The organism is Candidatus Tisiphia endosymbiont of Sialis lutaria (assembly GCF_964026535.1).
GTDB lineage: Bacteria > Pseudomonadota > Alphaproteobacteria > Rickettsiales > Rickettsiaceae > Tisiphia.
The window spans coordinates 422,593-447,066 of record NZ_OZ032153.1 but is presented as its reverse complement, the minus strand read 5'-3'; the positions used below and the strand labels follow the sequence as shown (position 1 = coordinate 447,066).

The window sequence follows — 24,474 nt, the reverse complement described above, 5'->3', positions numbered from 1 at the left end:
GCCGACGAAGCAATCTCTACTCTTTTATGGATTGCCACGCCACCTACGATGGCTCGCAATGATATCAATTATTTTCTGCAATTTTTAAATTGCCATGAAGGTTATTTGCAAGGCGAGTCACTAAATAGACCAAGAAGCTTTTTGGCAAATTTCATTTGTTAAAGATGGTGGCCAGAGCAGGAATCGAACCAGCGACACAAGGATCTTCAATCCTTTGCTCTACCAACTGAGCTATCTGGCCGTTTTTTACTAAAGGTCTATAGTCAATTGATGAGAAGTTAGTGACGTCATCGCTCAATGCTTTCCTATTACTTATAGGTTCCATCGTTCCTAACCCCAAATTCTCCTGAATTGACTACAAAGGTCTAGCGTTTGCAAAGAGGTAAAGAGACCAAAACTTGTTTTAAAGCATGATCTCTACCCTTAGCACATCTTTGAATATAATACTAGGCTATTTTTTAGTCTCATCTGTTACTTGTGACTGTGGTAACATTATTTTGACATCAGCTTTACTCTCAAGATCAGCGACATACTTTAATATAGCATCCCTACTAAGCCTATTGGTTATATTAGCGGTAGCTTCCTCTTTAGAAGGTATCTGTGCAGGTCTTTTGTCAAGAACCATAATAATATGCCAACCAAACTGAGTTTTAACCGGAGAAGAGATTTCATTTACTTTCATTGATAATGCTTTATTTTCAAATTCAGGTACTAATTGTCCAGAAGTAATATAGCCTATTTCTCCGCCATTTTCTTTAGAGCCTTCATCTTTTGACAAATCTTTAGCAAGCTTAGCAAATTTTTCTCCTTTATTAAGCCTATTTTTTATATTTACTGCTTCTTTTTCAGTTGCAAGCAAAATATGGCTTACTTTTACTTCTTCTTTTCCTTTTAAGCTAGCAACTAGTTTATCATATTCAGCATTAATCATCTTCTCATCAACATGAGATTTTACATAACGCTCCATCAATTCTTGCTGAATCATTTGATTTTTCGCTATATTCAATTTAGCTTGAAATTCTTTTGAAGATTCAATATTAGAATTTTTAGCTTCTTGCTCAAGCAATTTTGTATCGATATAACCATGAACTAACATTTTCTGTATATTTGCATTAAGATCAGAAAATTTCTTACCTTTAGCACTTGGTTGGTTATCTAAAGAAGACTGGAATTGCTGCATAATCTGCGATTCTTTTACTTCGCCACCTTTATAAGTAGCAACAACTTTATCTTCGTTAGCGAAAGCACTGCTCGCAAGTAAGCTAGCAGATAAAAAAGCTATAGATATTCTTTTCATTTGTTATCCATTTATATTTATTATTATGGCTAGATTTTATAATGATAACCACCTGACGTCAATAGCTATTTACAATTTGTTTGATAAATATTATAAAATACCCTATTTTATAAGGTTATTTACAGAATTTAGGATATAAATGTTTTCTTTACTTAAAAAATTATTCGGCACAGCAAACGATAGAAATATCAAAAAACTATTTTTAGAAATTGAAAAGATTAATTTGCTTGAACCATCGATACAAAAGCTTTCTGATGATCAATTGAGAAATAAAACAGAGCAATTTAGGCAAAGATTAAAAAATGGGGAGTCATTAGATGACCTAACCTATGAAGCTTTTGCTGTCGTACGAGAAGCTGCAAGAAGAGTCTATGGAATGAGGCATTTTGATGTTCAGCTAATTGGTGGATTGATATTGCATCGTGGGATGATTACTGAAATGCGTACAGGGGAAGGAAAAACTTTAGTTGCCACATTACCGGCATATTTGAATGCTCTTACTGGTGAAGGAGTACATGTTGTTACGGTAAATGATTATTTAGCAAAACGTGATGCTGAGTGGATGGGGAAGATATATAATTTCTTAGGATTATCTGTTGGGTGTATCGTTGCTAATATCAGTGACAAAGACAGACATGATGCCTATAGAGCAGATATTACTCATACAACTAATAACGAGCTTGGCTTTGATTTTCTCAGAGATAACATGAAATATAGCGAAGACTCTAAGGTACTTCGTCCCTTTAAATTCGCTATTATTGATGAAGTTGACTCAATTTTAATTGATGAAGCAAGAACTCCACTAATTATATCGGGTCCAGTAGATGATCGCTCGGATTTATACACTAAGATTGATAAATTGGTTTGTCAGTTTAAAGATGAAGATTACGAAAAAGATGAGAAATTACGAACCGTTAATCTTACTGAGGATGGTATAACTCATGTAGAATCAATGCTTGTGACCAATAATCTTATTGAACAAGGTTCAAGTCTTTATGATTTTGAGAATTTAAGTTTGGTTCATTATGTCAATCAATCATTGAGAGCCCATATTCTCTTCAATCGTGATGTTGATTATTTGGTGCGTGATGGCAAAGTGATGATTATTGATGAATTTACTGGGCGGGTGATGGAAGGTAGACGTTATTCTGAAGGGTTACACCAATCACTAGAGGCAAAAGAACATGTGCCAATTCAAAACGAAAATCAAACTTTGGCTTCTATTACTTTTCAAAACTATTTTAGGAATTATCCCAAATTATCAGGCATGACTGGTACGGCAATGACCGAAGCTACAGAGTTAAAGGACATATATAATCTTGATGTACTAGCTGTTCCTACTCATAATCCAATCACTAGGATTGATTATGATGACGAAATTTACGGCAATAAACACGATAAATATCAAGCTATTATAAAATTAATACAAGAGTGTTATGATCGCGGTCAACCTGTTTTGGTTGGAACGGTTAGTATAGAGAAGTCTGAAGAAATTTCTAAGTTACTTACCATAAATAAAATAACCCATAATGTTTTAAATGCAAAATTTCATCAACAGGAAGCGTTTATTATAGCTCAAGCTGGACGATTTAAAGCTGTGACTATTGCGACAAATATGGCAGGTCGTGGTACCGATATTATGCTTGGTGGTAATCCGGAAATGCTAATAGAGCAACTTTCTCTACAAAACCTACCTGAGGAACAGTATCAATTAGAAATGATCAAAATAAAGGAGCAAATATCTGAAGAGAAGCAGCGGGTAATAGAGGCTGGAGGGTTATTTGTTATAGGTACCGAAAGACACGAGAGTCGTAGAATAGATAACCAGTTGCGAGGAAGAGCCGGTAGACAAGGTGATCCAGGTAGTACAAAATTCTTCTTGTCTCTAGAAGACGACCTTATGCGTATTTTTGCTTCAGATCGTATTTCTGGAGTCCTAAGAACGTTAGGTTTAAAAGATGGTGAAGCAATCCATCACCCTATGATTAGCCGTTCACTTGAGAAGGCTCAGCAGAAGGTTGAAGGACATAATTACGAGATACGTAAAAATTTATTACGTTTTGACGATGTTATGAACGATCAACGTAAGATAGTTTACGAACAACGCACTGATATCATTGCATCAAACTCTGCCCATGATTTTTTAGCTAGCATGACAAAAGAACTAGTAGAAAAAGTGGTATTAACTTTCATTCCCCCCGGTTCTTATAGGGAAGACTGGGATGTAAATGCTTTAACAGGAGAGTTGCAACGTATTTTTGCTGTAAAACTAAATCAAGAATCTATAACCAAGGCTAATGTCACCGAAATAGAGGTGACATCTAATGTTGTGCAAATGGTAAATGACCTATACCAGGCAAAGAATGAAGCATATAGCGTTGACTTGATGAATGATGCAATTAAATATATTCTACTAACAACTTTAGACCAAGTATGGAAAGATCATTTACATAATTTAGATCATTTACGACAAGGTATATCACTAAGGGCTTATGCTCAGAAAGATCCACTTAACGAGTATAAAAGAGAAGCGTTCAATTTATTTGAACAAATGCTTGATAATTTGAAGGAGCTATTTATCCAGAAAGTTTGTCATCTTCATATGGATACTAGCCACATTAAAAAAGAATCAATGTCTTTGGCAAACAAAACACTGCAAAAGACCATGCGAGAAACTAGGGAAGACCCGGCTTTTAGTAAATATAATGCAGGGATTAGTATTGAAACTCAGCTTAAACCTATTAAAACTCAAGTCAATCCACAGGATAGAATACCATCAGATCAATCAAGTTGGGGAAAGGTGGCTAGAAATGAGATATGTCCTTGTGGTTCCGGTAAGAAATATAAATATTGTCATGGAAGTAATGAATAAACCTCTCCGACAAATTATTTCATTCCCGCTTTCCATTGTCATTCCCGCGTAGGCGGGAATCTAAGACCTCTGCTTTCGCAGGGGTGACACAAAACAGGATTGCTTTGTCGTACTTTAGCACCCCTCGCAATGACGTTTAGGGTGCATATACGTCATTGCGAGACCATGTAATGGTCGAAGCAATCTATTTCCGGTCATTTTTTGGATTGCTTTGTCGCTACTAAAGTAGCTCCTCGCAATGACGTTTTTACCCTGTCATTCACGCGTAGGCGGGAATCTCTAGCCCCCACAACTGTTGAAAGTTAGAAGGTAAAGCGGGTTTTAGATAGGTTTTTTGTCATTGCGAGACCACGCAAGTAGGTCGTGGCAATCCATCTTTGGTTACTTTTATGGATTGCTTCGTCGACCTACGGTCTTTCTCGCTAATAGACGTTGACCACATACGACTTTTAAACTATTCGGTCTAAAACCGCTTCCTCTTCTAACTTTCAACAGTTGTGCGGCTTACGCCTTCTCGCAATAACGATGTGTTGCAACAGTAATGTGCTGAGTTAAGGAATAAAAAAAATAACCAATACCGCAAAAATAATGAAAACAGCTATTAGTGGAGCAAAAAAATCTGTTATATATAGATATAACCGAATTTGGAATAATTAGTTATTCTAATTCTTAAACAAAAAATAACTCATGCAAAATAAATCTATTATTACATTTTTTTGGCACCATATAAAACCATATAAATGGTTTTATATGGCTATGCTACTTGCTCCTACTGTAAGTAGTTTTTACCCGTCTGCTAATTATTATGCGATTAAATTATTTCTTGATACAATAGCTGGGCAAGAAAATTTAACTTACCAGTTAGTTCTACTGCCGATTGTAATATTCATGTCTGCACAAGTGATGTTAGATTTGGTTTGGCGTATCAGTAACATAGCTGAATGGAAAGCGGCACCTTATGTTCGGCGTTCTATATTGCTTCAATCATATGACTATGTTCAGCATCATTCTTATCCGTTCTTCCAAGAAAATTTTACAGGAGCTATCAGCAGCAAAATCAAAGGCATTTTGGATGGATATGATAAATTCTGGGCGGAAATGCATTACGGATTGCTGCAAAAGTTTTTTAAATGTGTTGTAAATTTTTGTGCCCTTAGCCTTGTTAACACAAATCTTGGCATATTTGTACTAATATGGTGTAGTTTTTACATACCAATTATGTATAAAATCTCAACTAAATTAAACCAACTATCTTGCTTAGAATCCGAAAGCAAGCATTTTATAATTGGACAAGTTGCCGATAAAATTACTAATATTATTTCACTTTTTTCTTTTGCTTCTAGGACAAGAGAATTAAAGGCACTAGATAATAATATATTAAATGATTTTATTCCCAAACAGGTAAAAGCATACAAATATAACTTTAAGACTCAAATAGTAGCTATGTGTTTCTATTTTGTTTTGTTTGTTTTTATTCCATTCTATATGCTGCATTTGAGAATACATGGCTTAATTTCTGTTGGAGATTTTGCTTTTGTCTTTGGTATTGCCTTGATTGTTGCAGACGATATCTGGGATGCAACAGTTTCATTGCAGAATTTTACCAGATCAATGGGTGATCTGAAAAGTGCTTTGTCACTAGTTACTATCAACCAGCAGGATTTGGATAAATTTAGTGCAAGTCCGCTAATAGTTGATAAAGCTATTATTGAATTTAAAAATATCAATTTTGGTTATAACAAAGAGCTGATCTTTAAAGATATGACTTTTTCTATTAGTCCTGGTGAAAAGGTAGGAATAGTCGGTCATTCTGGTAGCGGCAAATCAACACTTATTAATCTCTTGTTACGTTATTTTAAAGTTGCCAATGGTCAAATTTTAATAGACGGACAAAATATTGACAATGTTACTCAGGATTCATTACGACAAAATATCGCGGTAATCCCTCAAGACACTTTGTTATTTCATCGAACGCTGATGGAAAATATCAGATATGGGAACCAAGAAGCAACTGAGGCGGAAGTAATTGAGGCAAGCAAAAAGGCACATATCCATGAATTTATTACAACATTGCCAGAAGAGTATAATACTTATGTTGGAGAGCGAGGTATCAAATTATCTGGTGGACAGCGGCAAAGGATAGCAATAGCGAGAGCTATTCTAAAAGATGCACCTATTTTGATCTTAGATGAGGCAACTTCTGCACTTGATAGTCAAACCGAGCGTTTTATCCAAGATAGTCTTAACTTCCTAATTCAAGATAAAAGAAAGACTGTGCTTGCAATTGCCCACCGCTTATCTACTTTAAAACATATGGATAGGATAATTGTGCTAGATAAAGGGGTAATTATTGAAGAAGGCACACATACTACATTAATTCGTAATAAACATAGTCTATACAAAAAATTATGGAAGTTACAAGAAATTTAGGTTAGGATATAGTCAATTCAGGAAAATTGGGTAGAAGGAGCGATGGAGCAACGACGTCACCAATTTCTCATCAATTGACTTAATAGCTACATAAACTCTTCCTGACTTCGGAAAATAGTTAAAGATAAGTGTATAGAAAAAGCAGGAGAAAAAAGGTTTTGTTAATTAGAGGGCGTTTGTTGTGCCTCCATATATTTTTATTATTGACATACAATATTTTAGTAGATATACTAACCAACAATTAGTTTTAAATATGCTACTGATATGTTCGTTAGAGTCAAAAAATCTGCTACCCGTAATGTTAACGCTGTTCAACTAGTAGAAGGGATACGCGATCCCATAACTAATAAAGTAAAACAACGGGTTGTTCGACATATTGGCAGTGCATCAGACCAAGAAGAAATAACTAAATTAATAGAGCTTGCTGAATTCATTAAGGTTGAAATCACTAGTAGCACTCAACCTAATCTTATCCCAGACAAGGATATAGTATCGATGGCGATGTCATCTAGACAGCGGTGCGAGAAAGAACAAATACAACCACAACCTATTGATGATATCAGCAATTTACGTAGTCAAGGAAGCACTATCATTGGCATTCATGAGGTGTATGGAAAAATTTATGACCAACTTGGTTTTAATAAAATCTTACCCAATCCTGCCAGGGAAGTGTCGAGCATAAACATAATACGCAATGTTGTTTTAGCTCGTATTGCTAACCCAACTAGTAAGCGTGAAACAGTCAATTTATTGGTCAATAATTATGGAGTAGATTTAAAGCTTGATTCGGTATACAAAACTATGGATAAAATAGATGATAAGGTGGTTGAGAAAATCGAGCAGTGTGCTTTACTTAGCAGTCAAAAGTTGTTTAAAGAAAAAATCGATGTACTATTTTATGATGCAACTACTCTTTATTTTGAATCATTTACTGAAGATGAGTTGAAGAGTAAGGGGTTTAGTAAAGATCATAAATTCAATGAAGTACAGGTAATGCTGAGCATTTTTGTTACTAATAATGGTATTCCAATCGGTTATGAGATATTTCCTGGAGCGACCTATGAAGGTCATACTTTATTGAAAGCTTTAGATAGCTTGAAAGGCAGGTTTGCTATTGATAAAGTAGTGTTTGTAGCAGACAGCGGTATGTTGAATAATGAAAATTTAGCTCTATTAGAACAAGCTGGCTATCAATATATAGTAGGTGCCAAAATTAAGAATATGACTAAGGATATTACAGCTAAAATCTTAAATAGTGATGATTATCAGCCATTAACCGTTGATGCAGAAGAATATAAGGGAAAAATAATTGAACTAGCTGAAAAGGGTCGCAAACTGATTATGAGCTATAGTAGCAAAAGGGCTTATAAAGATGCTCAAGATAGAGAGCAAGCATTGAAGAAATTAATGAAAAAAATGAACAGAAGTAAAGGAGTTAAGTCGTTAATTTCTGCTAGTGGTTATAAAAAATATTTAATAATTAATAATAATGATAAGTTTGCAGTAAACGAGCAAAAGATAGAGGAAGATAGCAAATGGGACGGTTTGCATGGAGTTATTAGTAACCTAGAAAATGTTGATATAGCGTATATATTGTCTCGTTATAAAGGATTGTGGCAAATTGAAGAAACATTTAGAGTTAGTAAACACGATATTAAGATTAGACCAATTTATCATTGGAGTCCTAGTAGAATCAAGGCACATATTGCTTTATGTTTTATGGCGTTAGTATGTATCAGGCATTTAGAATATCGGGTAAATTTACAGTCAATTAAACTATCACCGGAACGATTACGTAAAGCACTAATTGGGGTGGAAATTACCAGTGTAGTACACATTAAAGATAAAAGAGTATTTGGCATTCCATCCCCGGTATCAGATGAGGCAAAGATTATTTATAAGGCAATGAATTTACCGATTAGCACTATTCCTTATTTAATATCATCAGGAGAGTAAAAGAAATAATCAAGTAGTAAAGGTAATAATTATTATAGGATTATTTTGAAATTTTTATATTCGAACAAATAATTTGTTGTGCCTGGAAATTTTATCATTTCCTGAGCTGTCAGCCACTTTTTGGCACAACAACACTGAAGTCGGGTGACTTAGCTTAACTGGTTAAAGAGTGGATTGCTTCGACCATTACATGGTCTCGCAATGACGTATATGCACCCCAAATGTCATTGAGAGGAGACCGTAAGGTCGACGAAGCAATCCATTTCTAATCAACTTTTACTCGATAATCAAGTTTTTTGCAGATTTGAATAAAATATAGGACAATGGTTGTCATCCCTGCGAAGGCAGGGAACTAAAAATGCCATGAGGTATAATAGATTCCGCACCGAAGCGGGAATGACAGATTCTCCGTTTAAAGTTAGCTTATGTGCTTAGAAACTCTTGACACTCTTATGCTTATCGTATTTGAATCTAATTCAATATCGGTCATATAGTCTGGCGTAAAATTGCTAGCAAATTCACTTAAGGTTTGTTCGAGAATGAATTTACTATGTTGCTGGACTATTAGCATAAAATCTGGCTTACCAATAATCTCTAGGAAAATTCTGTCATTTATAGCAAAATTGGCATCTTTTCTCGCTTGTTGAATAAAGCGTATTAAATCTCTCGCTATACCTTCTTCGTATAATTCCTGTGTTATTTCCAAATCTAGCAATATTAGCCCCTGATTATTAGCTAAAGATTTTGTACCTTTAGCATTTTTAGGTTGTAAGGCTAGAGAGAATTCATCATTATTCAGCTTCTCTCCGGCTATTATTAGATGCTCAGGAGTAAGTTGCCACTGATTCTTTTTAGAAGCTACTATAATATCTTTGACCTTATGAGGTAGACGCTTACCTAAATTAGGAAAGTTAATCGATAATTTATGATCGGCATAATTTTCTACATCATCTTTATAAATTACCTTTTTAACATTGATTTCATCTTTAATCAATTCTTCAAATTTTATTAATAGCTCATTATTGCTGCTAATGATTGTTAAGCTGCTCAATGGTTGTCTAGTCCGAATATTCTCGCTACTTCTAATGAATAAAGCATTACTACAAATATCTAATATTTGATCCATGGTGCTAACCAAATCATCATCCACTTCTATCTTATCTAGTGTAGGAAAATCTGTCAAATGAACACTAGGCTTCCCACAAAACTCTTTTGCAGAAAGTCTACTCTCACCTTTCGGTTCTATCCCGGTGAGTCCCAAATAAATCTCCTCAGAAATTAATGGCAATAAACTAGATTGAGCGGACGACATTATTTTAATACAACTATATAAGGTATTATAAGCATTTTTCTTATCTTGATCTTTCTCACTTTTCCAAAAACGATTTCTACTTCTTCTAATATACCAATTATTTAATACTTCAAAAAAATCGGCAATGTTACTATAGGCTATTTGACTGTCAAAATTATCTAACCCATGCTGAATTTTTTGTACTGATATTTTTAGTTTTGATAAAATATAACGATCTAGCACATTTTGAGAATTAAAGTCTAGTTCAGCTTTGATTTGGTCAGCATTAGCATACATAGTAAAGAAATGGTAGGCATTCCAAATAGGCTTAATAAATAAACGTAAGCTCTCAAAAACCATTTTTCCGTCTTTATCGATCAATAATTCCTGACCTTTAACTATGTTTGTAGAAAGCATAGTGACTCTTAGAGCATCAGAACCATATTTATCAAATAATTCTAATGGATCAGCATAATTATTAAGACGCTTTGATAATTTTTGTCCGGTACTATCTAATATAACTCCATGGCAAATACAATTTAAAAAAGGTGGTTGGTCAAATAAGGCAGTTGACAATACCATTAAAGTATAGAACCAACCACGTGTTTGTGCTGAATATTCCACTATAAAATCAGCAGGAAAATGCTTTTCAAACCAATCTTTATTTTCAAATGGATAATGTACTTGTCCATAAGGCATAGAGCCGCTTTCAAACCAACAATCAAATACATCTTCTATTCGACGCATCATTGACTTACCGGTTGGATCGTCTGGATTTTTTCTAGTTAGCTGATCAATAAAAGGTCGATGCAAATCAACGATTGTTACCCCAAAATCTTTCTCTAGCTCTTCTATTGAACCATACACATCAATTCTAGGATAAGCCGGATCATCCGACTTCCAGACTGGGAGAGGCGTCCCCCAAAATCTATTACGGCTAATTGACCAATCTCTAGCATTTTCTAACCATTTTCCAAATAGATTATCCCTAATATGCAAGGGTATCCAGTTAATTTGCTGATTTAATTCAACCATTCTGTCTTTAAATTCGGTAACTTTCACATACCAAGAAGGAACTGCTTTGTATATAAGAGGGGTATCAGTACGCCAGCAATGCGGATAATTATGAATATATTGCTCAGTTTTAAACCAATTTCCCTGATTTTTTAGCTTAATAATAATTTGATCATTAGCATCAAATATTTGCAAACCGACAAAATCATAAATTTCTTTGGTAAATTTCCCAGCATTATCTACAGGACAAACGAGTTCTATTCCTTGCGATTGACAAAGAATTTGATCTTCCTCACCAAAACCGGGAGCCATATGTACGATACCGGTACCGTCTCCTTCGACGACAAAATCTCCAGAAAGTACTTTGAAACTACCTGGATGATTGGAAAAATAATCGAATAATGGTTGGTAAGTAAGATTCATGTTTAATAAGCACTTACCTTCAATTATATCATAATTTGTGTCAGCACTAAGCCCTAATTCTTTGTAATATTTTTCTAAAGCAAATTTTGCCAAAATATAACAAACCTGACCATTTGGCACTAAAGCATATTCAATATTTGCTCCAATGGCTAATGCCAAATTAGCCGGCAAAGTCCATGGCGTCGTAGTCCATGCCAGCATTCTATACTCATTATACTGCACAGAACCTGGCAATTTCTCATTAAGTACAAAACTTACCGTAACCGCCTTATCAGTTCTCTCTCTATATGAGTTGTCTAGCCTAGTTTCAAAATTGGATAAAGGCGTTTCACATGCCCAAGAATAAGGCATTACCCTCATTGATTCATAAAGAAGCCCTTTATTATATAACTCTTTAAAAGCCCACAAAACAGATTCCATAAAGGCTTTATCCATAGTTTTATAGGAATTGTCAAAATCCACCCATCTTGCTTGCCTATTAACATATTTCTGCCACTGATCAGCATATTTCATCACCGATGATTGACAATGCTCGTTAAATTTATCAATACCAAAATTGATAATGGCAGTTCTACCAGAAATACCCAACTCCTTTTCTGCTTGCATCTCGGCAGGTAGTCCATGACAATCCCAACCAAAGCGTCGCTCAACTCTTTTGCCTCTACTGGTTTGATAACGTGCATAAACATCCTTGATGAACCCAGTTAGCAAATGTCCATAATGTGGGAGCCCATTGGCAAAAGGGGGACCATCATAAAATATAAATTCGTTATTCTTATCATTTTTTACTGATAGTCTAGCATCTATAGTTCTTTGAAAAATATTATGCTTTTGCCAATAAGCTAAAATCTTTCTCTCAATTGTTGGAAAATCAACATTAGATTGAATATCTGGGTAGTGTTTTTTAGTCATTATAGTCTCGATTACAGAAAGTATATTATAAAAATAGTCGAATAATTGGTATATCGACAGGGTTTGGTAGCTTTAACATATTCTTACATTTAGAGGATATAGTTATGATATTGGATAAAGATTTAGTAATATATTTATCAGTATCTATATTATCTTCTGACTCATCTTGAATGTAATAGAGTATTGAAGTTATATAAACACTGAGTAACAGACCTCTCTTAGTATAATAATTATAATCTATAGACTTATCGCCTGCATAACGCCAAATTAAGTCACAAGTACGAAAGGCTGTTTTTGTTGCAAATATGCTGTTTGATGGTACGGCAAAATAACTACGATTCCTCAAATGTACAAGTTTAGCTATATAGCTAACCTGATTAGCATCTATTTGTGACCAATTGGTGTCATTGCGAGGAGGCATAAGCCGACGAAGCAATCCATTTTCAATCACTTTTCTGGATTGCTTCGTCGCTACTAAAGTATCTCCTCGCAATGACGTTTGTGAATTAGGTGTAATGTTAGTAGGATTAGCTATACCATCTTTTATTCTAATTTTTAAGGCTAAATCAATTCTATCCCTTATTTTAATCGGAGTTTCCTGCTGAGATAATAACTCCAGCATTTTCTGGTCTTGCCAGCTTTCAAAAAAATCAACTATTTCCCTTATCCCCTCAGGAAAAATTATATGGCAATATCCTTTAACAAAACCACATTCTGTTTCCGTATCTGCTAATAATTTATCATTCCACTCGTTAAAAACTAGCAGTTTTGCTAAAGTTTTTACAAATTGTACTTTTAAACTATGATATTTCTCTTCAATAGTCATAAATGCATCTTTTAATATTGACATATATCTTGACATATACATTTAGTATATAGATAATGTTCATATCATTCAACAATCTAATTTGCACGAAAAGGGGGTAATTAAAAGTGATACTAGTAAATGTTCATGCTGGGAATGGTGAGCAAGCAATTAAAAATTTGAAAAGAAAAATGCAAAGAGAGCTTGTTTTTCGTTCAATGAAAATGTCTCGTTTCTATGAACCTCCTTCAGTAAAACGTGTCCGTAAGGATCAAGAAACAGAAAGAAGGAAGAGAAAAGTTGCTCGTAAGCAAATGATGGAAGGTTAAGCGAGCTTAATGTTCTTGGGTTGCTTCGTTGGCTACGCCTCCTCGCAATGACTGTTTTTATCTCTTAACGTACGTCATTGCGAGACCACATAGTGGTCGTGGCAATCCATATTTGTTAGATTACTTCTTTGATTCACGCCTTCTTGCAATGACCTTTTAACAACATCTCTTCAATATTATGTCCATAATAGTTCAAAAATTTGGCGGAACTTCTGTTGCTAACATTGCAAGAATAAAAGAAATTATTCCCATTATTAAGCTTGAAAAGCAGCATGGTAATCAAGTAATAATTGTAGTTTCAGCTATGGCTGGTGTTACCAATCAACTAGTTACTTTATGCAATGAGGTTTCTAGTCTTAAGACTAGTTCACAACTGGCAGAATATGATGCTGCCCTTTGTAGTGGAGAGATGGTAACAGCCTCCTTACTTGCCCTTGAGCTACAACAACAAGGCATAGATGCAAGGTCTGTGCTAGCATGGCAATTACCAATCTTAACCAATGATAATTATAGCAAAGCTTTGGTTGAGCAAATCTCTACTAGTTTATTAACAGAATGTATTAAACAAGACATCATCCCGGTAGTTGCTGGATTTCAGGGTATCAGTAATAATAATAGGTTAGCAACGCTTGGTCGAGGAGGATCCGATACTACTGCCTCGTTAATTGCAGCTGCTATGCAAGCTGATAGATGTGATATATACACTGATGTAGAAGGGGTTTTTACTGCTGATCCACGAATTGTTCCTGGAGCAAAGAAATTATCACAGATTAGTTTTGAGGAAATGCTGGAATTTGCATCTTGTGGAGCGAAAGTGTTGCATCCACGCTCCTTAGAAGCGGCTATTAGATATAACGTACCCATACGCGTTTTATCGTCGTTCTCACTACCATTATACCATGAAGATAGTGGTACACTAATAACATCTAGAGAAAAAATTATGGAAAATAAAAAAATTACCGGCATTACTTCCAACAAAAATTTATTAAAATTAGTAGTAAATTCCACTCAATTAAATTTTTCTAAGATATGCAACCTGATCACTAACCATAATATTCACCTAGAATTAATGGAAAATATCGAGGAATATCGACAATATAGCTTTATTATCCAATTATCCGATAAAAATAAATTACAGTATTTGCTAGATGATCTAAAGAATGCTAATCAGATAAATAATTTTATTATCGATAGCCAAATTTCTATAGTATCGATTATTGGTCACGGCATTAAAAATGACCATAATTTTCTTGATATGGTATTAACTGAACTGGAAAAACAAAATATATCAGTGAAAATGATACAAATTTCAGAAATTAAAATTTCTCTGCTAATAAAAGACCTTGATACCGAAAAAACTATACGTTGCTTGCATCAACTATTTGAACTAGATAAATAGTTTTAGGTAGATTTTTGTCATTGCAAGACCATGTATAGTCAATTGATGAGAAGTTGGTGACGTCGTCACTCAATGCTCGCCTATTATAGTGAATTAACTTGAATTGGCAACGGTATAAATCCGATTAGTATTTTAGCATCAGCGTCATTGCGAGGAGCTACTTTAGTAGCGACGAAGCAATCCAAAAAACGATTAAAATGGATTGCCACAACCTACTTGCGTGGTCTCGCAATGACGTATATGTACTCCATTAGTACCAACTTCTCATCAATATACTATTAGACCTCTTGCATAACCTAAAGATAATTGAGGAATTTTTAGGAAAAACGAAGTCGAGTACCGCAGCGTACTAAGATGTACGTGAGGAACGGATACGAGTTTTGACAACAAAATTACCAATTAGATTAGGTTATGCAAGAGGTCTATTGAAGTTTCTTAATAGAATCTAAAGTAGTCTCTAAAATCATACTTGCTGCAATTGAGTCATCTTTTTGGTTACGTTCTCGTCTTTTAACTTCTAACGATTTTAATAAGTTATTGGCAGCAAGGGAAGTAAGCCTTTCATCTTGTAGATATATAGGAAGATTTGTTGCAGAACTTAATGTTGCACTGAATTTTAATACAATTATAGTTTGCTCACTAGAGTTACCATTCATACTAATAGGCAAACCTATGACTATACCACAAATAGAATAAGTTGCGACTAAATCTAATATTGACTTAATCTTTTTTTCTTCTATCGTTTCATAAATAGTTTTTAGTGGCATAGCAATAGTCTGTTCTTGATTTGAAATAGCGATGCCTGTTTTCCGTATTCCATAATCTATGGCAATAATTGGTCTATTAGCTTGTAGAAGCTGAAAAAATTCTTGCAATACTGCTATTATCATGATACCTAAATTACAATTTATACAAAGTACGTGTTTATTATGTCAGAACTAATTCAAAAACACCTAGATAGTAAATTAATAAAACTATCTTTAGTTTTTGCCCTTATTTATTTCATATTTTTTAATTCAGTAGTTTCTTGTTACAAATTCAGCTACTACAAGATAACTTTTTTGAAAGCGATATTGGAGTTGAGTAAAGACTTTTTATATATTTACTTTACTTGCTTTATCATTTTTTTTGGTTTAACTATCCATCGGCTTGTTTTTATAATTGGAGCGATATTTTTATTTATAACAGGGGCAATTGCTAGTTATTACCTATATTTCTTTAAAATTTCTCCTACAAAAGAAATGATGGGTAGTTTTTTCTCCACTGACTTGAATGAACTATACGAAATAATCAGCATCAGGCTGATTGTATGGTTAATTTTTAGTTTGTTTAGCTGTATTTATACAATGAAACACTTCTCTATTTTAGATAGTAAACTATTTGTCACAAAATTACTATCAGCAATTTGTCTTTTAATTTCTGTTAATAATATTATTGCTCCGAAATTCAAGTTGCTAAATAGTTATTTTCCTATTCAATATCTACATAATACATATTTATACTTATCCAATAGTAACAACAAAAGCAGCATGCGTGAGAATATAAGAGAAAAATTTTCTTTTATCGATCAATCTGATCAAAATATTGTAGCTGTAGTTGTTATAGGAGAATCGGCACGATTTGATCATTTTGGTATTAATGGTTATTCCAGGGACACTACACCATATTTAAGCACTGTTGAAAATCTTTTTTCATTTAAAGCACAATCTTCATCTAATCATACATGTATCTCAGTTCCATCTCTTATGTCCCGCCATCCTGCTAAGGATATAGACAAAATTACAGGAGATACAAGTTTTTTATCAATTTTTACCATGCTTGACTTTAATACTAATTGGATTGGTACTCAAAGTTTGGTGCAATATTTTAAAAGTAAAGACCCATATACAATTTATGATCAGGCTAAGTTTAGTATGCTCCCTGGTGGTTCGGTTCTATTAACAAGGCTGGATCATGATGAGAAAATGTTACCTTATATTAAAAATATTGTAGATTCTTCTGCTACTAAAGATGTCTTAATTGTTCATACAAGTGGTAGTCATTGGAAATATTCTGCTAGATATCCTAAAGAATTCGAAAAATTTACTCCTAAATGTAATTCTACTACTATGGTAGATCAAAGCACTTGTGATCCTATACAGTTAGTTAATGATTACGATAATACTATTTTATATACTGATTTTTTTTTATATAGCGTGATAGATTTATTAAAAAATAGCAACGCTATTTTAATGTATGTTTCTGATCACGCTGAATCTTTAGGCGAGCATGGTTATTATGGTCACGGTGGTCCGATGATTCCAGAACAAACTACTGTGCCTTTCTTAGTTTGGGTATCAGATGAATTTAAAAAAAAACATCCTGACTTAGTGAATTCTATAGTCAGTCATTTAGATACTGAGATTAGTCATGACTATGTATTTCATTCGATTCTTGATTGTGTTGGTATCCGTTCGGCAGTGATTGAAAAGAACTTAAGTCTATGTAGTAAGAAGTCAAATGGTTAAGATTTATCTAATTGCTGGCGAAATATCAGGAGATTTTATAGGAAGTCGTTTGATGCAAAGCCTAAAAAATCTCTATAAATTGGAGGAAATGCAATTAGAGTTCGTTGGTATTGGCGGCGATAAGATGCAACAAGCGGGATTGCACCATAGCCTTTTCCCGATTAGTCAAATAAATCTTATGGGCTTCGTCGAAATTATACCACATATTTTTAGGCTCACTAAGTTAATTCAACAAACTATTGACGATATTATTCAACATAATCCAGATTTATTAATTACTATAGACTCACCAGGCTTTACTTATAGAGTGGTAAAGAAGGTTCGAGAAGCACGACCTAACTTAAAAATTATGCACATTGTTGCCCCATCAGTCTGGGCATACAAACCTTCTCGAGCTATGAAATACGCTAAAATTTACGATTATTTGTTAGCTTTGCTGCCATTTGAGCCGCCATATTTCCAAAAAGTTGGGCTAGATTGTCGGTATATTGGTCATCCAATATTAGAACAGTATTTTTATGATGATCACGATAAACAACAATTAAAGCAAGAATTACAAATACCTATTCATTCAAAATTATTATGCATCACTTGTGGTAGCCGCAAAAGTGAAATAATAAGGCATGCCCCTATCTTTATAGAAGCAATTAATTTATTAGCAAAGCAGTTTCCTAATATTCAAGTGATATTTGTCCTGGTCGATCCTAGTCATCAGTCTTTAATTAAAGCGTTTTTATCAGATGCAACATTCAATTACCAGTTCTCAAGTGATCGGCTTAAGATTTTTGCTGCCTCTGACCTTGCTTTAGCAAAATCTGGTACTAATACTTTAGAAATTGCTGCTTGTAATACGCCAATGGTTGTTGCATATAAATTAAATATCGTAAGTTTTTTTCTAATAAAATTATTAATAAAAATACCTTACATTTCTTTGATTAATATTGTTGCTAATAAGGAAATTTTACCAGAATTAATTCAATTTAACTGTACTAAATCAAATATAGCAGCAAGGCTTACATCATTATTAGTTGATGAAAAAAAAGCAGATGAACAACTAAGAGAAAGCCAAGAAATCTTAAGGGAGTTAGGCTTTCAAGGTTCTATAGTCAATTCAGGGGAATTGGGTAGCAGGAACGATGGAGCGATGCCTATAAGTAATAGACGAGCATTGAGCGACGACGTCACCAACTTCTCATCAATTGACTCTAATAGTTCTTCAAATGTGGCAGCCCATATTATCAAGTCAGAGTGTTTAACTCGATAATAGACCTCTTGCATAACCTAATCTAATTGGTAATTTTGTTGTCAAAACTCGTCTCCGTTCCTCACGTAAATCTCAGTACGCTGCGGTACTCGACTTCGTTTTTCTTAAAAATTCCTCAATTATCTTTGGGTTATGCAAGAGGTCTAATCAAGTTTTTTGCAGAGCTTATAAATAGTAGGTTGTTCGAAGGAAATTTGAATATATCCGAGTCACAACATCTATTTTTAAACGCAAAATTTGTTATTCCCGCGTAGGCGGGAATCTAGACCCCTGCTTTCGCAGGGGTGACACTAAGTTAAGCAGGGATGACAATTTATAACGTGGAAATTACAACTCTTTTGTTTATAGTCAATTTACCTGAATTAGTGCCGAATAAGCACCCATCATGCTGTCATTGCGAGACCATTTAATGGTCGAAGCAATCCATTTTTGGTTACTTTTGTGGATTGCTTCGTCGGTCTGGCGACCACAACTGTTGAAAGTTAGAAGAGGAAGAGGTTTTAGACCGAATAGTTTAAAAGTCGTATGTGGTCAACGTCATTGCGAGAAAGGCCGCAGGTCGACGAAGCAATCCATAAAAGTAACCAAAGATGGATTGCCACGACCACTACGTGGTATCGCAATGACAGAAAACCTATCTAAAACCCTCTTTACCTTCTAACTTTCAACAGTTGTGGTCTGGCGACCTCCTCGCAATGACGAAGCAATGAATTACTCGGCTAATACAGTTCCTATTATAGTGTTAAACCCACAATCTACATAATGTATCTCACCGGTAACTCCCGATGATAAGCTACTTAGCAGGTATAAAGCAGACCCTGCAACATCACTAGGCGAAATATTTCTGCGTAACGGTGAAGTAGCCTCATGGGAAGCGAGCATAGTTTTAAAATCACTAATACCGCTAGATGCTAGAGTTTTAATAGGTCCAGCTGATATGGCATTCACTCGGATGTTATTTGACCCCATATCAGTTGCAAGATATCTTACACTGCATTCTAATGCAGCTTTAGCAAGTCCCATCACATTATAATTACGAACCACCTTTTGGGAGCCATAATAAGTTAGAGTCAGGATACTCCCACCATCTTTCATCAAAGGTTCTGCACGCTTTGCCATAGCAGTTAGAGAATAACATGATATATTCATACTATTAAGAAAATTAGGTAATGTGGTATCTATATATCTACCTTTTAATTCATTTCGATCAGAAAAAGCTATAGAATGAACTAAAAAATCAAGCTTTCCCCATTTTTGTTCAATAAGTTTAAATAAATTATCAAGTGATTGTTCATCGGTTACATCACATGGAGCAACAAAATTACAACCAATTTCCTCAGCAAGGGGCTTAACGCGTTTTTCAAGCATTTCTCCTTGATAGGTAAGGGCTAAGTCAGCACCATGTTCTTTGGTCATTTGAGCAATAGCCCAAGATATTGACAAATTATTAGCGACGCCTGTAATTAGTCCTTTTTTACCATCAAGTAAACCCACAATTTGCATATATTCTCCATACTTTATAATTAGACCTTGCTCAAACAATAGCATTATGTATATTTTTGTAAATAACTTTTAAAATATAACCAAAGTATAACACTAATAATAGATAGCACTAATGTTTTTATCCAAAATATTTCTACTTATTTCAGGTATGGTTAGCGGTTTAGTTTTTGCTCCAACTTTCTTCGTACCTGGGTTATTTTTCTTGGCACTACTATGTTATCAAGTACAAATTGCTAATAGTTGGCAAGAAGCCTCTATATTAGGCTTTATATTTGGTTTTGGGCATTTTTTAGTCAATATGTACTGGATTAGTATAGGGGTCACTGTTTATATTGATGAATTTTGGTGGGCGATACCATTGGCGTTATTTGGTTTACCAGTTATTCTTGCTTGTTTCATCGCTATAACCTGCGGTTTAGGATTTTTAGTGAAGAATAATAATTTATATCAGTTTATATTTTGCCTTTATTGGGTATTTTTTGAATGGGTAAGATCATGGATATTTACCGGATTGCCGTGGAATTTACTTGGATACGCTTTTTCATTTTCCGATACTCTCATCCAATCTTCTAGTATTATAGGAATATATGGTTTAAGTTTTATTGTAATATATATATCAACTAGTTTTTATCACCTATTTACTAAACAATATAATCTATTAAAAATATTATTAGTGAATTCATTAATAATATTTTCTCTAATAACTTCCTACGGTTTATTAAGGTTACATAACAATCCTAGCGATTTCTCAAATATAAAAGTTCGATTAGTTCAGCCAACTATTCCACAAATTGCTAAATGGGACGTTGAAGAATTTTGGAAAAATTTAAATCTTCATATTGCATTATCTGAAAAACCAGGTGACGTAGACCTAATTATATGGTCGGAGGCCGCTATGGTAGTACCATATGACTATAAACCAATCAAAAGGAAAATATTAAAGATGCTAGAAAATAAAAAGGCAATTTTAATTACTGGTGGTATAACAAATAATGGTAAACAGGGAGATGATTTTGAAATTTATACAAGTTTATACGCTTTAACAAAAGAAGGGGACAAATTATTTGAATATCATAAATCTCATTTAGTGCCATTTGGTGAGTATATGCCTCTTAAATGGATATTACCATTGAAGAAATTAACCCCTGGGTTATTAGATTATACTGAAGGAAGCAAACAATTGGTTAGTATTGACCAACTTGCTATAACCATAAAACCTCTTATTTGTTATGAAGCAATCTTTCCAAATCTCGTTCAAACGAGTAATAAACTTTCAGATGTGATTATTAACGTCACTAATGATACATGGTATGGAAACTCTTCTGGTCCATACCAACATTTACAAATTAGTCGTATGCGTAGTATAGAAAACGGTCTTCCTATGCTTAGAACAGCTAATAATGGTATATCGGCTGTAATAGACCCGGTAGGTAGAATTATTCAACAACGAACTCTCAATGAAGTAGGTTATATAGATAGTTTATTACCAAATAAGCTGAAATATGAAACTTTATACTCCCAATATGGCGATATATGTGCTTTATTAGCAATAATATTTATCTTAATTAGCTATAGTCAATTGATGAGAAGTTGGGGACGTCGTCACTCGTAGCTCGCCTATTACTTATAGGCGTCGCTCCATCGTTCCTAGCCTCAAATTCCCCTGAATTGACTATAAATGCTCAGTACCCGACAAAAAGATTAAGGAGAGGAAAAAAGAGTGGATAACGCCTAACCAATTGTCTATTTTTCACATTATATTACTTAGTGCTTTATAGTTTTTGTGCTATACTGTTTCTTAGGTACTAATAACTACTAACAGCAGCATATATATGGACAAAATAACTCCTCGTGTGGATTTAGCTTTCAAAAAGATATTTGGTGTAGAAGAGAATAAGGATTTGCTGATATCCTTGATTAATTCTATCGTTGGACAAGAGGATCAAGTGGCAGAGGTAACTTTGCTTAATCCATATAACCCTAAAAACTTTAAGAATGATAAACTGTCAATATTAGACGTTAAAGCCAAATCTGTTGATGGCAAAAGGTTCAATATTGAGATTCAAATTAGCGACGAAGCTGATTATGATAAGCGAGCTTTATATTACTGGGCTAAATTATATACTGAGCAATTAAAGGTAGCTCAGGACTATTCGACCTTAAGCAAAGCCATTGGTATTCATATACTTAATTTTACTTCTATTCCTAAAGTAGATAAATATCACAATGTTTTCCATATAGTCGAAAAAGATAGTGGCTTGTTATATTTCAAGGACCTCGAATTACATACTATTGAGCTTAATAAGTTTACTGATAATTCTCATGAGGAATTAGCGGATATACTGAAAAAAGTAAAAGACTCTCTAGATATGTGGTTAGCTTTTTTAACAAGACATGACCTACTTAACAAAGATAATTTGCCTAAAGAACTGGACAACATTGCCTTAAAAAAAGCTCTAACAGTGCTAAATGTTATGAACTTTACTGATGAAGAAAGAGAGGCTTATGAAGGCCATCTCAAATGGCTGCGTATCGAAGCTAATACTATCAAGAAATTTGAGGATAAAGGTAGAGCGGAAGGTAGAGCGGAAGGTAGAGTAGAAGGTAGAGCGGAAGAAAGAATATCTATGGCAAAAGAAATGCTATTAAACAATGAGTCGATGGAAAAAATTATTAAATACACTAAGTTAAGTAAATCTCAAATAGAAAATCTAAAATGACTTACGATTCTCAAACTGCTACTGCTCTAAAAATCGACAATTGGTTAGGCGTTATCCTCTCCTTAATCTTCTTGTCGTGTACTGAGCTATAAATGTCAATTTAGGAGGTAACAAGTTTTTATGCTATTCTTAGTCGGAGAGGCAATGAAACTAATTATATTAATTTGTTCGGTGAAAGTCGACGTAGTATTACTTAGAATAGAAAGCATTTGCTTTGATATTAGGTTATGAGGGTTTTGCCGTAATGCCCCAGATTCTCCAATATTCTTTAGCTCTCTAATGAAATCTAAAGGACTATTATAGCTTAACTGAATATTTTCATAATCAACGATAATCTCTGTAAATCCTGCCTGTTGTAACAAAGGTGTTACGTGATCAAAATGTATAAAAGGGGAAACATGTTGGAAGTGAGGGCGATTTGCTGCTATTTCAGCTTCGATAAATTTCATTCGTAGTTCCTTTAGGCTGTTACCACCGATAAAATTAGCAATAAATAGACCATCTGGTTTTAAAATACGTTTTATTTGTGACAGAAAATTTTGTACATCATTGATCCAATGTAAACCTAAGGAAAAAGTTACTAGATCAAAACTAGCTGTTTCAAGAGGTAAATTTTCTTCATCAAGTAGCAATTTTGGATTATGCTCAAAGGATTGTAACATAGTATTAGATGCATTAGTCACTACAATTATAGCATAGTTATAGTTCTGCACTAATAGTTTTGTTAATTGACCAGTACGCCCCCCTAAATCTAGAATATGGGGAAATTTTTTATCAATAATACTCAAACGTTCAATAATATCTTCTGCTGCATGTTGAAAAAACCAACATTTAGCGATATTATGAATAACTTTTTCACGGTTAAATTTTAACTTATCACGATCAAATATAATTGTTACCTAAATCTAGCCAGCTCGTGGTAGTGCTACCATAATACCACTCTTATATTTTCTAATATTACTTACAAATGAAGATCTTCGTTTATTTGTTGAGGTCGTTGTAGCTATATTATTAGGGTAATTCCCACTATACATATTAACAGAATTTTTATACAAGTCCATATTGTTAGCAATCTTGATAACATCTTGTTTATATTTATAGCCAAGATCATGAGTAGCTGAATGGTAATAGGCGATGGCTTTGTGCCAACTACCTAACTGATCATATTTAGCTTTGAGAAATTTAGCACCATAAGCAACGTTTTGCTCAGGATCAAAAGCTTGATTTAAGGAGTTAAAAGCATCTGGATGGTGTCTTAGGTTAATTTGCATACATCCTACATCCATCTTTTCTTTGCCTTGAATAATTTGATTTTTTACAAAAGCTATCGCGTCTTTTTTAGTATTAAAATGATACCCTTTCCCCTCAACATTGACAGTCCAAGGCCAAACCACCATGATTTTATGTACAGTATGTTTTTTACCAGATTCTTTTAAAGCTATTGAGTGTAGGATATCAGGAGGAATTTGGTATATTTTTTCGAAGTAAGGAAACATCTTTGAACATTTATGTGATTCAGCAATTTCCGCATCCATATTAGCATATGAATATAAAGGAAAAAGGCAAAACAAATATAGGGCTAATATCAACCTAATGGACATAGTGTTATAAATACGTAATTTTACTTTGTCTTTGTAGCATATTAAAAATCTTTCTACAATACAAGTTATGCTTTAATACATAATATTGTCAGTTTGACTTAATATACGTAATATAGTGTACTTTTTTAGTATAAATTAATGAGAATATATT

General features: G+C 33.9%; 16 protein-coding genes and 1 tRNA gene. 9 read left to right on the top strand and 8 right to left on the bottom strand.

The genetic code is table 11. The features are described 5' to 3' along the window. Nucleotides 1–165 precede the first annotated feature (165 nt). Together AAGD20_RS02185 and AAGD20_RS02180 are read right to left on the bottom strand one after the other, a co-directional pair. A tRNA-Phe gene (locus tag AAGD20_RS02185) sits at nucleotides 166–241 on the bottom strand. Nucleotides 242–451: 210 nt separating this feature from the next. Then, nucleotides 452–1,297: a peptidylprolyl isomerase gene (locus tag AAGD20_RS02180; protein ID WP_341749224.1), complete on the bottom strand. Its 846-nt coding sequence runs from the start codon at nucleotides 1,295–1,297 to the stop codon at nucleotides 452–454. Between the two features lie 139 nt (nucleotides 1,298–1,436). Here AAGD20_RS02180 and secA point away from each other — a divergent pair, with 139 nt between their 5' ends. The 3 genes from secA to AAGD20_RS02165 all read left to right on the top strand — a co-directional run bounded on the left by secA (nucleotide 1,437) and on the right by AAGD20_RS02165 (nucleotide 8,555). Continuing rightward, on the top strand, nucleotides 1,437–4,169 hold the full coding sequence (gene secA, locus AAGD20_RS02175) for a preprotein translocase subunit SecA (protein ID WP_341749223.1): 2,733 nt from the start codon (nucleotides 1,437–1,439) through the stop codon (nucleotides 4,167–4,169). A 687-nt stretch (nucleotides 4,170–4,856) separates the two neighbouring features. Beyond that, nucleotides 4,857–6,599 carry an ABC transporter ATP-binding protein gene (locus tag AAGD20_RS02170; protein ID WP_341749222.1) on the top strand — a complete coding sequence of 581 codons (1,743 nt, stop codon included), beginning with the start codon at nucleotides 4,857–4,859 and terminating at the stop codon, nucleotides 6,597–6,599. Nucleotides 6,600–6,863: 264 nt separating this feature from the next. Then, nucleotides 6,864–8,555: an IS1634 family transposase gene (locus tag AAGD20_RS02165; RefSeq protein WP_341748631.1), complete on the top strand. Its 1,692-nt coding sequence runs from the start codon at nucleotides 6,864–6,866 to the stop codon at nucleotides 8,553–8,555. A 418-nt stretch (nucleotides 8,556–8,973) separates the two neighbouring features. Here the strand turns inward: AAGD20_RS02165 and ileS are convergent, their stop codons facing one another. Together ileS and AAGD20_RS02155 are read right to left on the bottom strand one after the other, a co-directional pair. Next, complete coding sequence (gene ileS / locus AAGD20_RS02160) at nucleotides 8,974–12,195, bottom strand: isoleucine--tRNA ligase (RefSeq protein WP_410520905.1); 3,222 nt, start codon at nucleotides 12,193–12,195, stop codon at nucleotides 8,974–8,976. Between the two features lie 25 nt (nucleotides 12,196–12,220). Continuing rightward, on the bottom strand, nucleotides 12,221–13,045 hold the full coding sequence (locus AAGD20_RS02155; RefSeq protein ID WP_341749221.1) for a COQ9 family protein: 825 nt from the start codon (nucleotides 13,043–13,045) through the stop codon (nucleotides 12,221–12,223). Nucleotides 13,046–13,128: 83 nt separating this feature from the next. Here AAGD20_RS02155 and rpsU point away from each other — a divergent pair, with 83 nt between their 5' ends. Together rpsU and AAGD20_RS02145 are read left to right on the top strand one after the other, a co-directional pair. After that, nucleotides 13,129–13,329, top strand: coding sequence for a 30S ribosomal protein S21 (rpsU, locus tag AAGD20_RS02150; RefSeq protein WP_094649364.1), 201 nt, complete (start codon nucleotides 13,129–13,131; stop codon nucleotides 13,327–13,329). Between the two features lie 178 nt (nucleotides 13,330–13,507). Then, a complete protein-coding gene (locus AAGD20_RS02145) occupies nucleotides 13,508–14,728 on the top strand; it encodes an aspartate kinase (protein WP_341749220.1) in 1,221 nt (406 codons plus the stop codon). 422 nt (nucleotides 14,729–15,150) lie between these two features. Here the strand turns inward: AAGD20_RS02145 and ruvX are convergent, their stop codons facing one another. Beyond that, nucleotides 15,151–15,618: a Holliday junction resolvase RuvX gene (gene ruvX / locus AAGD20_RS02140; RefSeq protein ID WP_341749219.1), complete on the bottom strand. Its 468-nt coding sequence runs from the start codon at nucleotides 15,616–15,618 to the stop codon at nucleotides 15,151–15,153. Nucleotides 15,619–15,657: 39 nt separating this feature from the next. On the opposite strand from ruvX, the gene AAGD20_RS02135 reads away from it, so the two are divergent. Both AAGD20_RS02135 and lpxB read left to right on the top strand, forming a co-directional pair. Continuing rightward, nucleotides 15,658–17,235, top strand: coding sequence for a phosphoethanolamine transferase (locus tag AAGD20_RS02135; RefSeq protein WP_341749218.1), 1,578 nt, complete (start codon nucleotides 15,658–15,660; stop codon nucleotides 17,233–17,235). Then, nucleotides 17,228–18,499, top strand: a complete 1,272-nt coding sequence (lpxB, locus tag AAGD20_RS02130; protein ID WP_341749217.1) for a lipid-A-disaccharide synthase — start codon at nucleotides 17,228–17,230, stop codon at nucleotides 18,497–18,499. The genes AAGD20_RS02135 and lpxB overlap by 8 nt, the downstream gene beginning before the upstream one ends. Nucleotides 18,500–19,210: 711 nt before the next feature. Here the strand turns inward: lpxB and AAGD20_RS02125 are convergent. Further along, a complete protein-coding gene (locus tag AAGD20_RS02125) occupies nucleotides 19,211–20,002 on the bottom strand; it encodes an enoyl-ACP reductase (RefSeq protein WP_341749216.1) in 792 nt (263 codons plus the stop codon). 112 nt (nucleotides 20,003–20,114) lie between these two features. On the opposite strand from AAGD20_RS02125, the gene lnt reads away from it, so the two are divergent. Together lnt and AAGD20_RS02110 are read left to right on the top strand one after the other, a co-directional pair. Next, complete coding sequence (gene lnt, locus AAGD20_RS02120) at nucleotides 20,115–21,614, top strand: apolipoprotein N-acyltransferase (protein WP_341749215.1); 1,500 nt, start codon at nucleotides 20,115–20,117, stop codon at nucleotides 21,612–21,614. 220 nt (nucleotides 21,615–21,834) lie between these two features. Then, complete coding sequence (locus AAGD20_RS02110) at nucleotides 21,835–22,722, top strand: Rpn family recombination-promoting nuclease/putative transposase (RefSeq protein ID WP_341749214.1); 888 nt, start codon at nucleotides 21,835–21,837, stop codon at nucleotides 22,720–22,722. Between the two features lie 95 nt (nucleotides 22,723–22,817). Here the strand turns inward: AAGD20_RS02110 and AAGD20_RS02105 are convergent, their stop codons facing one another. Further along, nucleotides 22,818–23,561, bottom strand: a complete 744-nt coding sequence (locus AAGD20_RS02105; RefSeq protein ID WP_341749424.1) for a methyltransferase domain-containing protein — start codon at nucleotides 23,559–23,561, stop codon at nucleotides 22,818–22,820. A 66-nt stretch (nucleotides 23,562–23,627) separates the two neighbouring features. Next, complete coding sequence (locus AAGD20_RS02100; RefSeq protein ID WP_410520904.1) at nucleotides 23,628–24,323, bottom strand: lytic transglycosylase domain-containing protein; 696 nt, start codon at nucleotides 24,321–24,323, stop codon at nucleotides 23,628–23,630. Nucleotides 24,324–24,474: the final 151 nt, after the last annotated feature.

Coding starts and splice junctions, on each gene's coding strand:
- AAGD20_RS02135 (WP_341749218.1), top strand. CDS start 15,658: ATGTCAGAACTAATTCAAAAACACCTAGATAGTAAATTAATAAAACTA.
- AAGD20_RS02100 (WP_410520904.1), bottom strand. CDS start 24,323: ATGTCCATTAGGTTGATATTAGCCCTATATTTGTTTTGCCTTTTTCCT.
- lpxB (WP_341749217.1), top strand. CDS start 17,228: ATGGTTAAGATTTATCTAATTGCTGGCGAAATATCAGGAGATTTTATA.
- ileS (WP_410520905.1), bottom strand. CDS start 12,195: ATGACTAAAAAACACTACCCAGATATTCAATCTAATGTTGATTTTCCA.
- AAGD20_RS02110 (WP_341749214.1), top strand. CDS start 21,835: ATGGACAAAATAACTCCTCGTGTGGATTTAGCTTTCAAAAAGATATTT.
- AAGD20_RS02125 (WP_341749216.1), bottom strand. CDS start 20,002: ATGCAAATTGTGGGTTTACTTGATGGTAAAAAAGGACTAATTACAGGC.
- AAGD20_RS02155 (WP_341749221.1), bottom strand. CDS start 13,045: ATGTCAATATTAAAAGATGCATTTATGACTATTGAAGAGAAATATCAT.
- lnt (WP_341749215.1), top strand. CDS start 20,115: ATGTTTTTATCCAAAATATTTCTACTTATTTCAGGTATGGTTAGCGGT.
- AAGD20_RS02170 (WP_341749222.1), top strand. CDS start 4,857: ATGCAAAATAAATCTATTATTACATTTTTTTGGCACCATATAAAACCA.
- AAGD20_RS02180 (WP_341749224.1), bottom strand. CDS start 1,297: ATGAAAAGAATATCTATAGCTTTTTTATCTGCTAGCTTACTTGCGAGC.
- ruvX (WP_341749219.1), bottom strand. CDS start 15,618: ATGATAATAGCAGTATTGCAAGAATTTTTTCAGCTTCTACAAGCTAAT.
- secA (WP_341749223.1), top strand. CDS start 1,437: ATGTTTTCTTTACTTAAAAAATTATTCGGCACAGCAAACGATAGAAAT.
- AAGD20_RS02165 (WP_341748631.1), top strand. CDS start 6,864: ATGTTCGTTAGAGTCAAAAAATCTGCTACCCGTAATGTTAACGCTGTT.
- AAGD20_RS02145 (WP_341749220.1), top strand. CDS start 13,508: ATGTCCATAATAGTTCAAAAATTTGGCGGAACTTCTGTTGCTAACATT.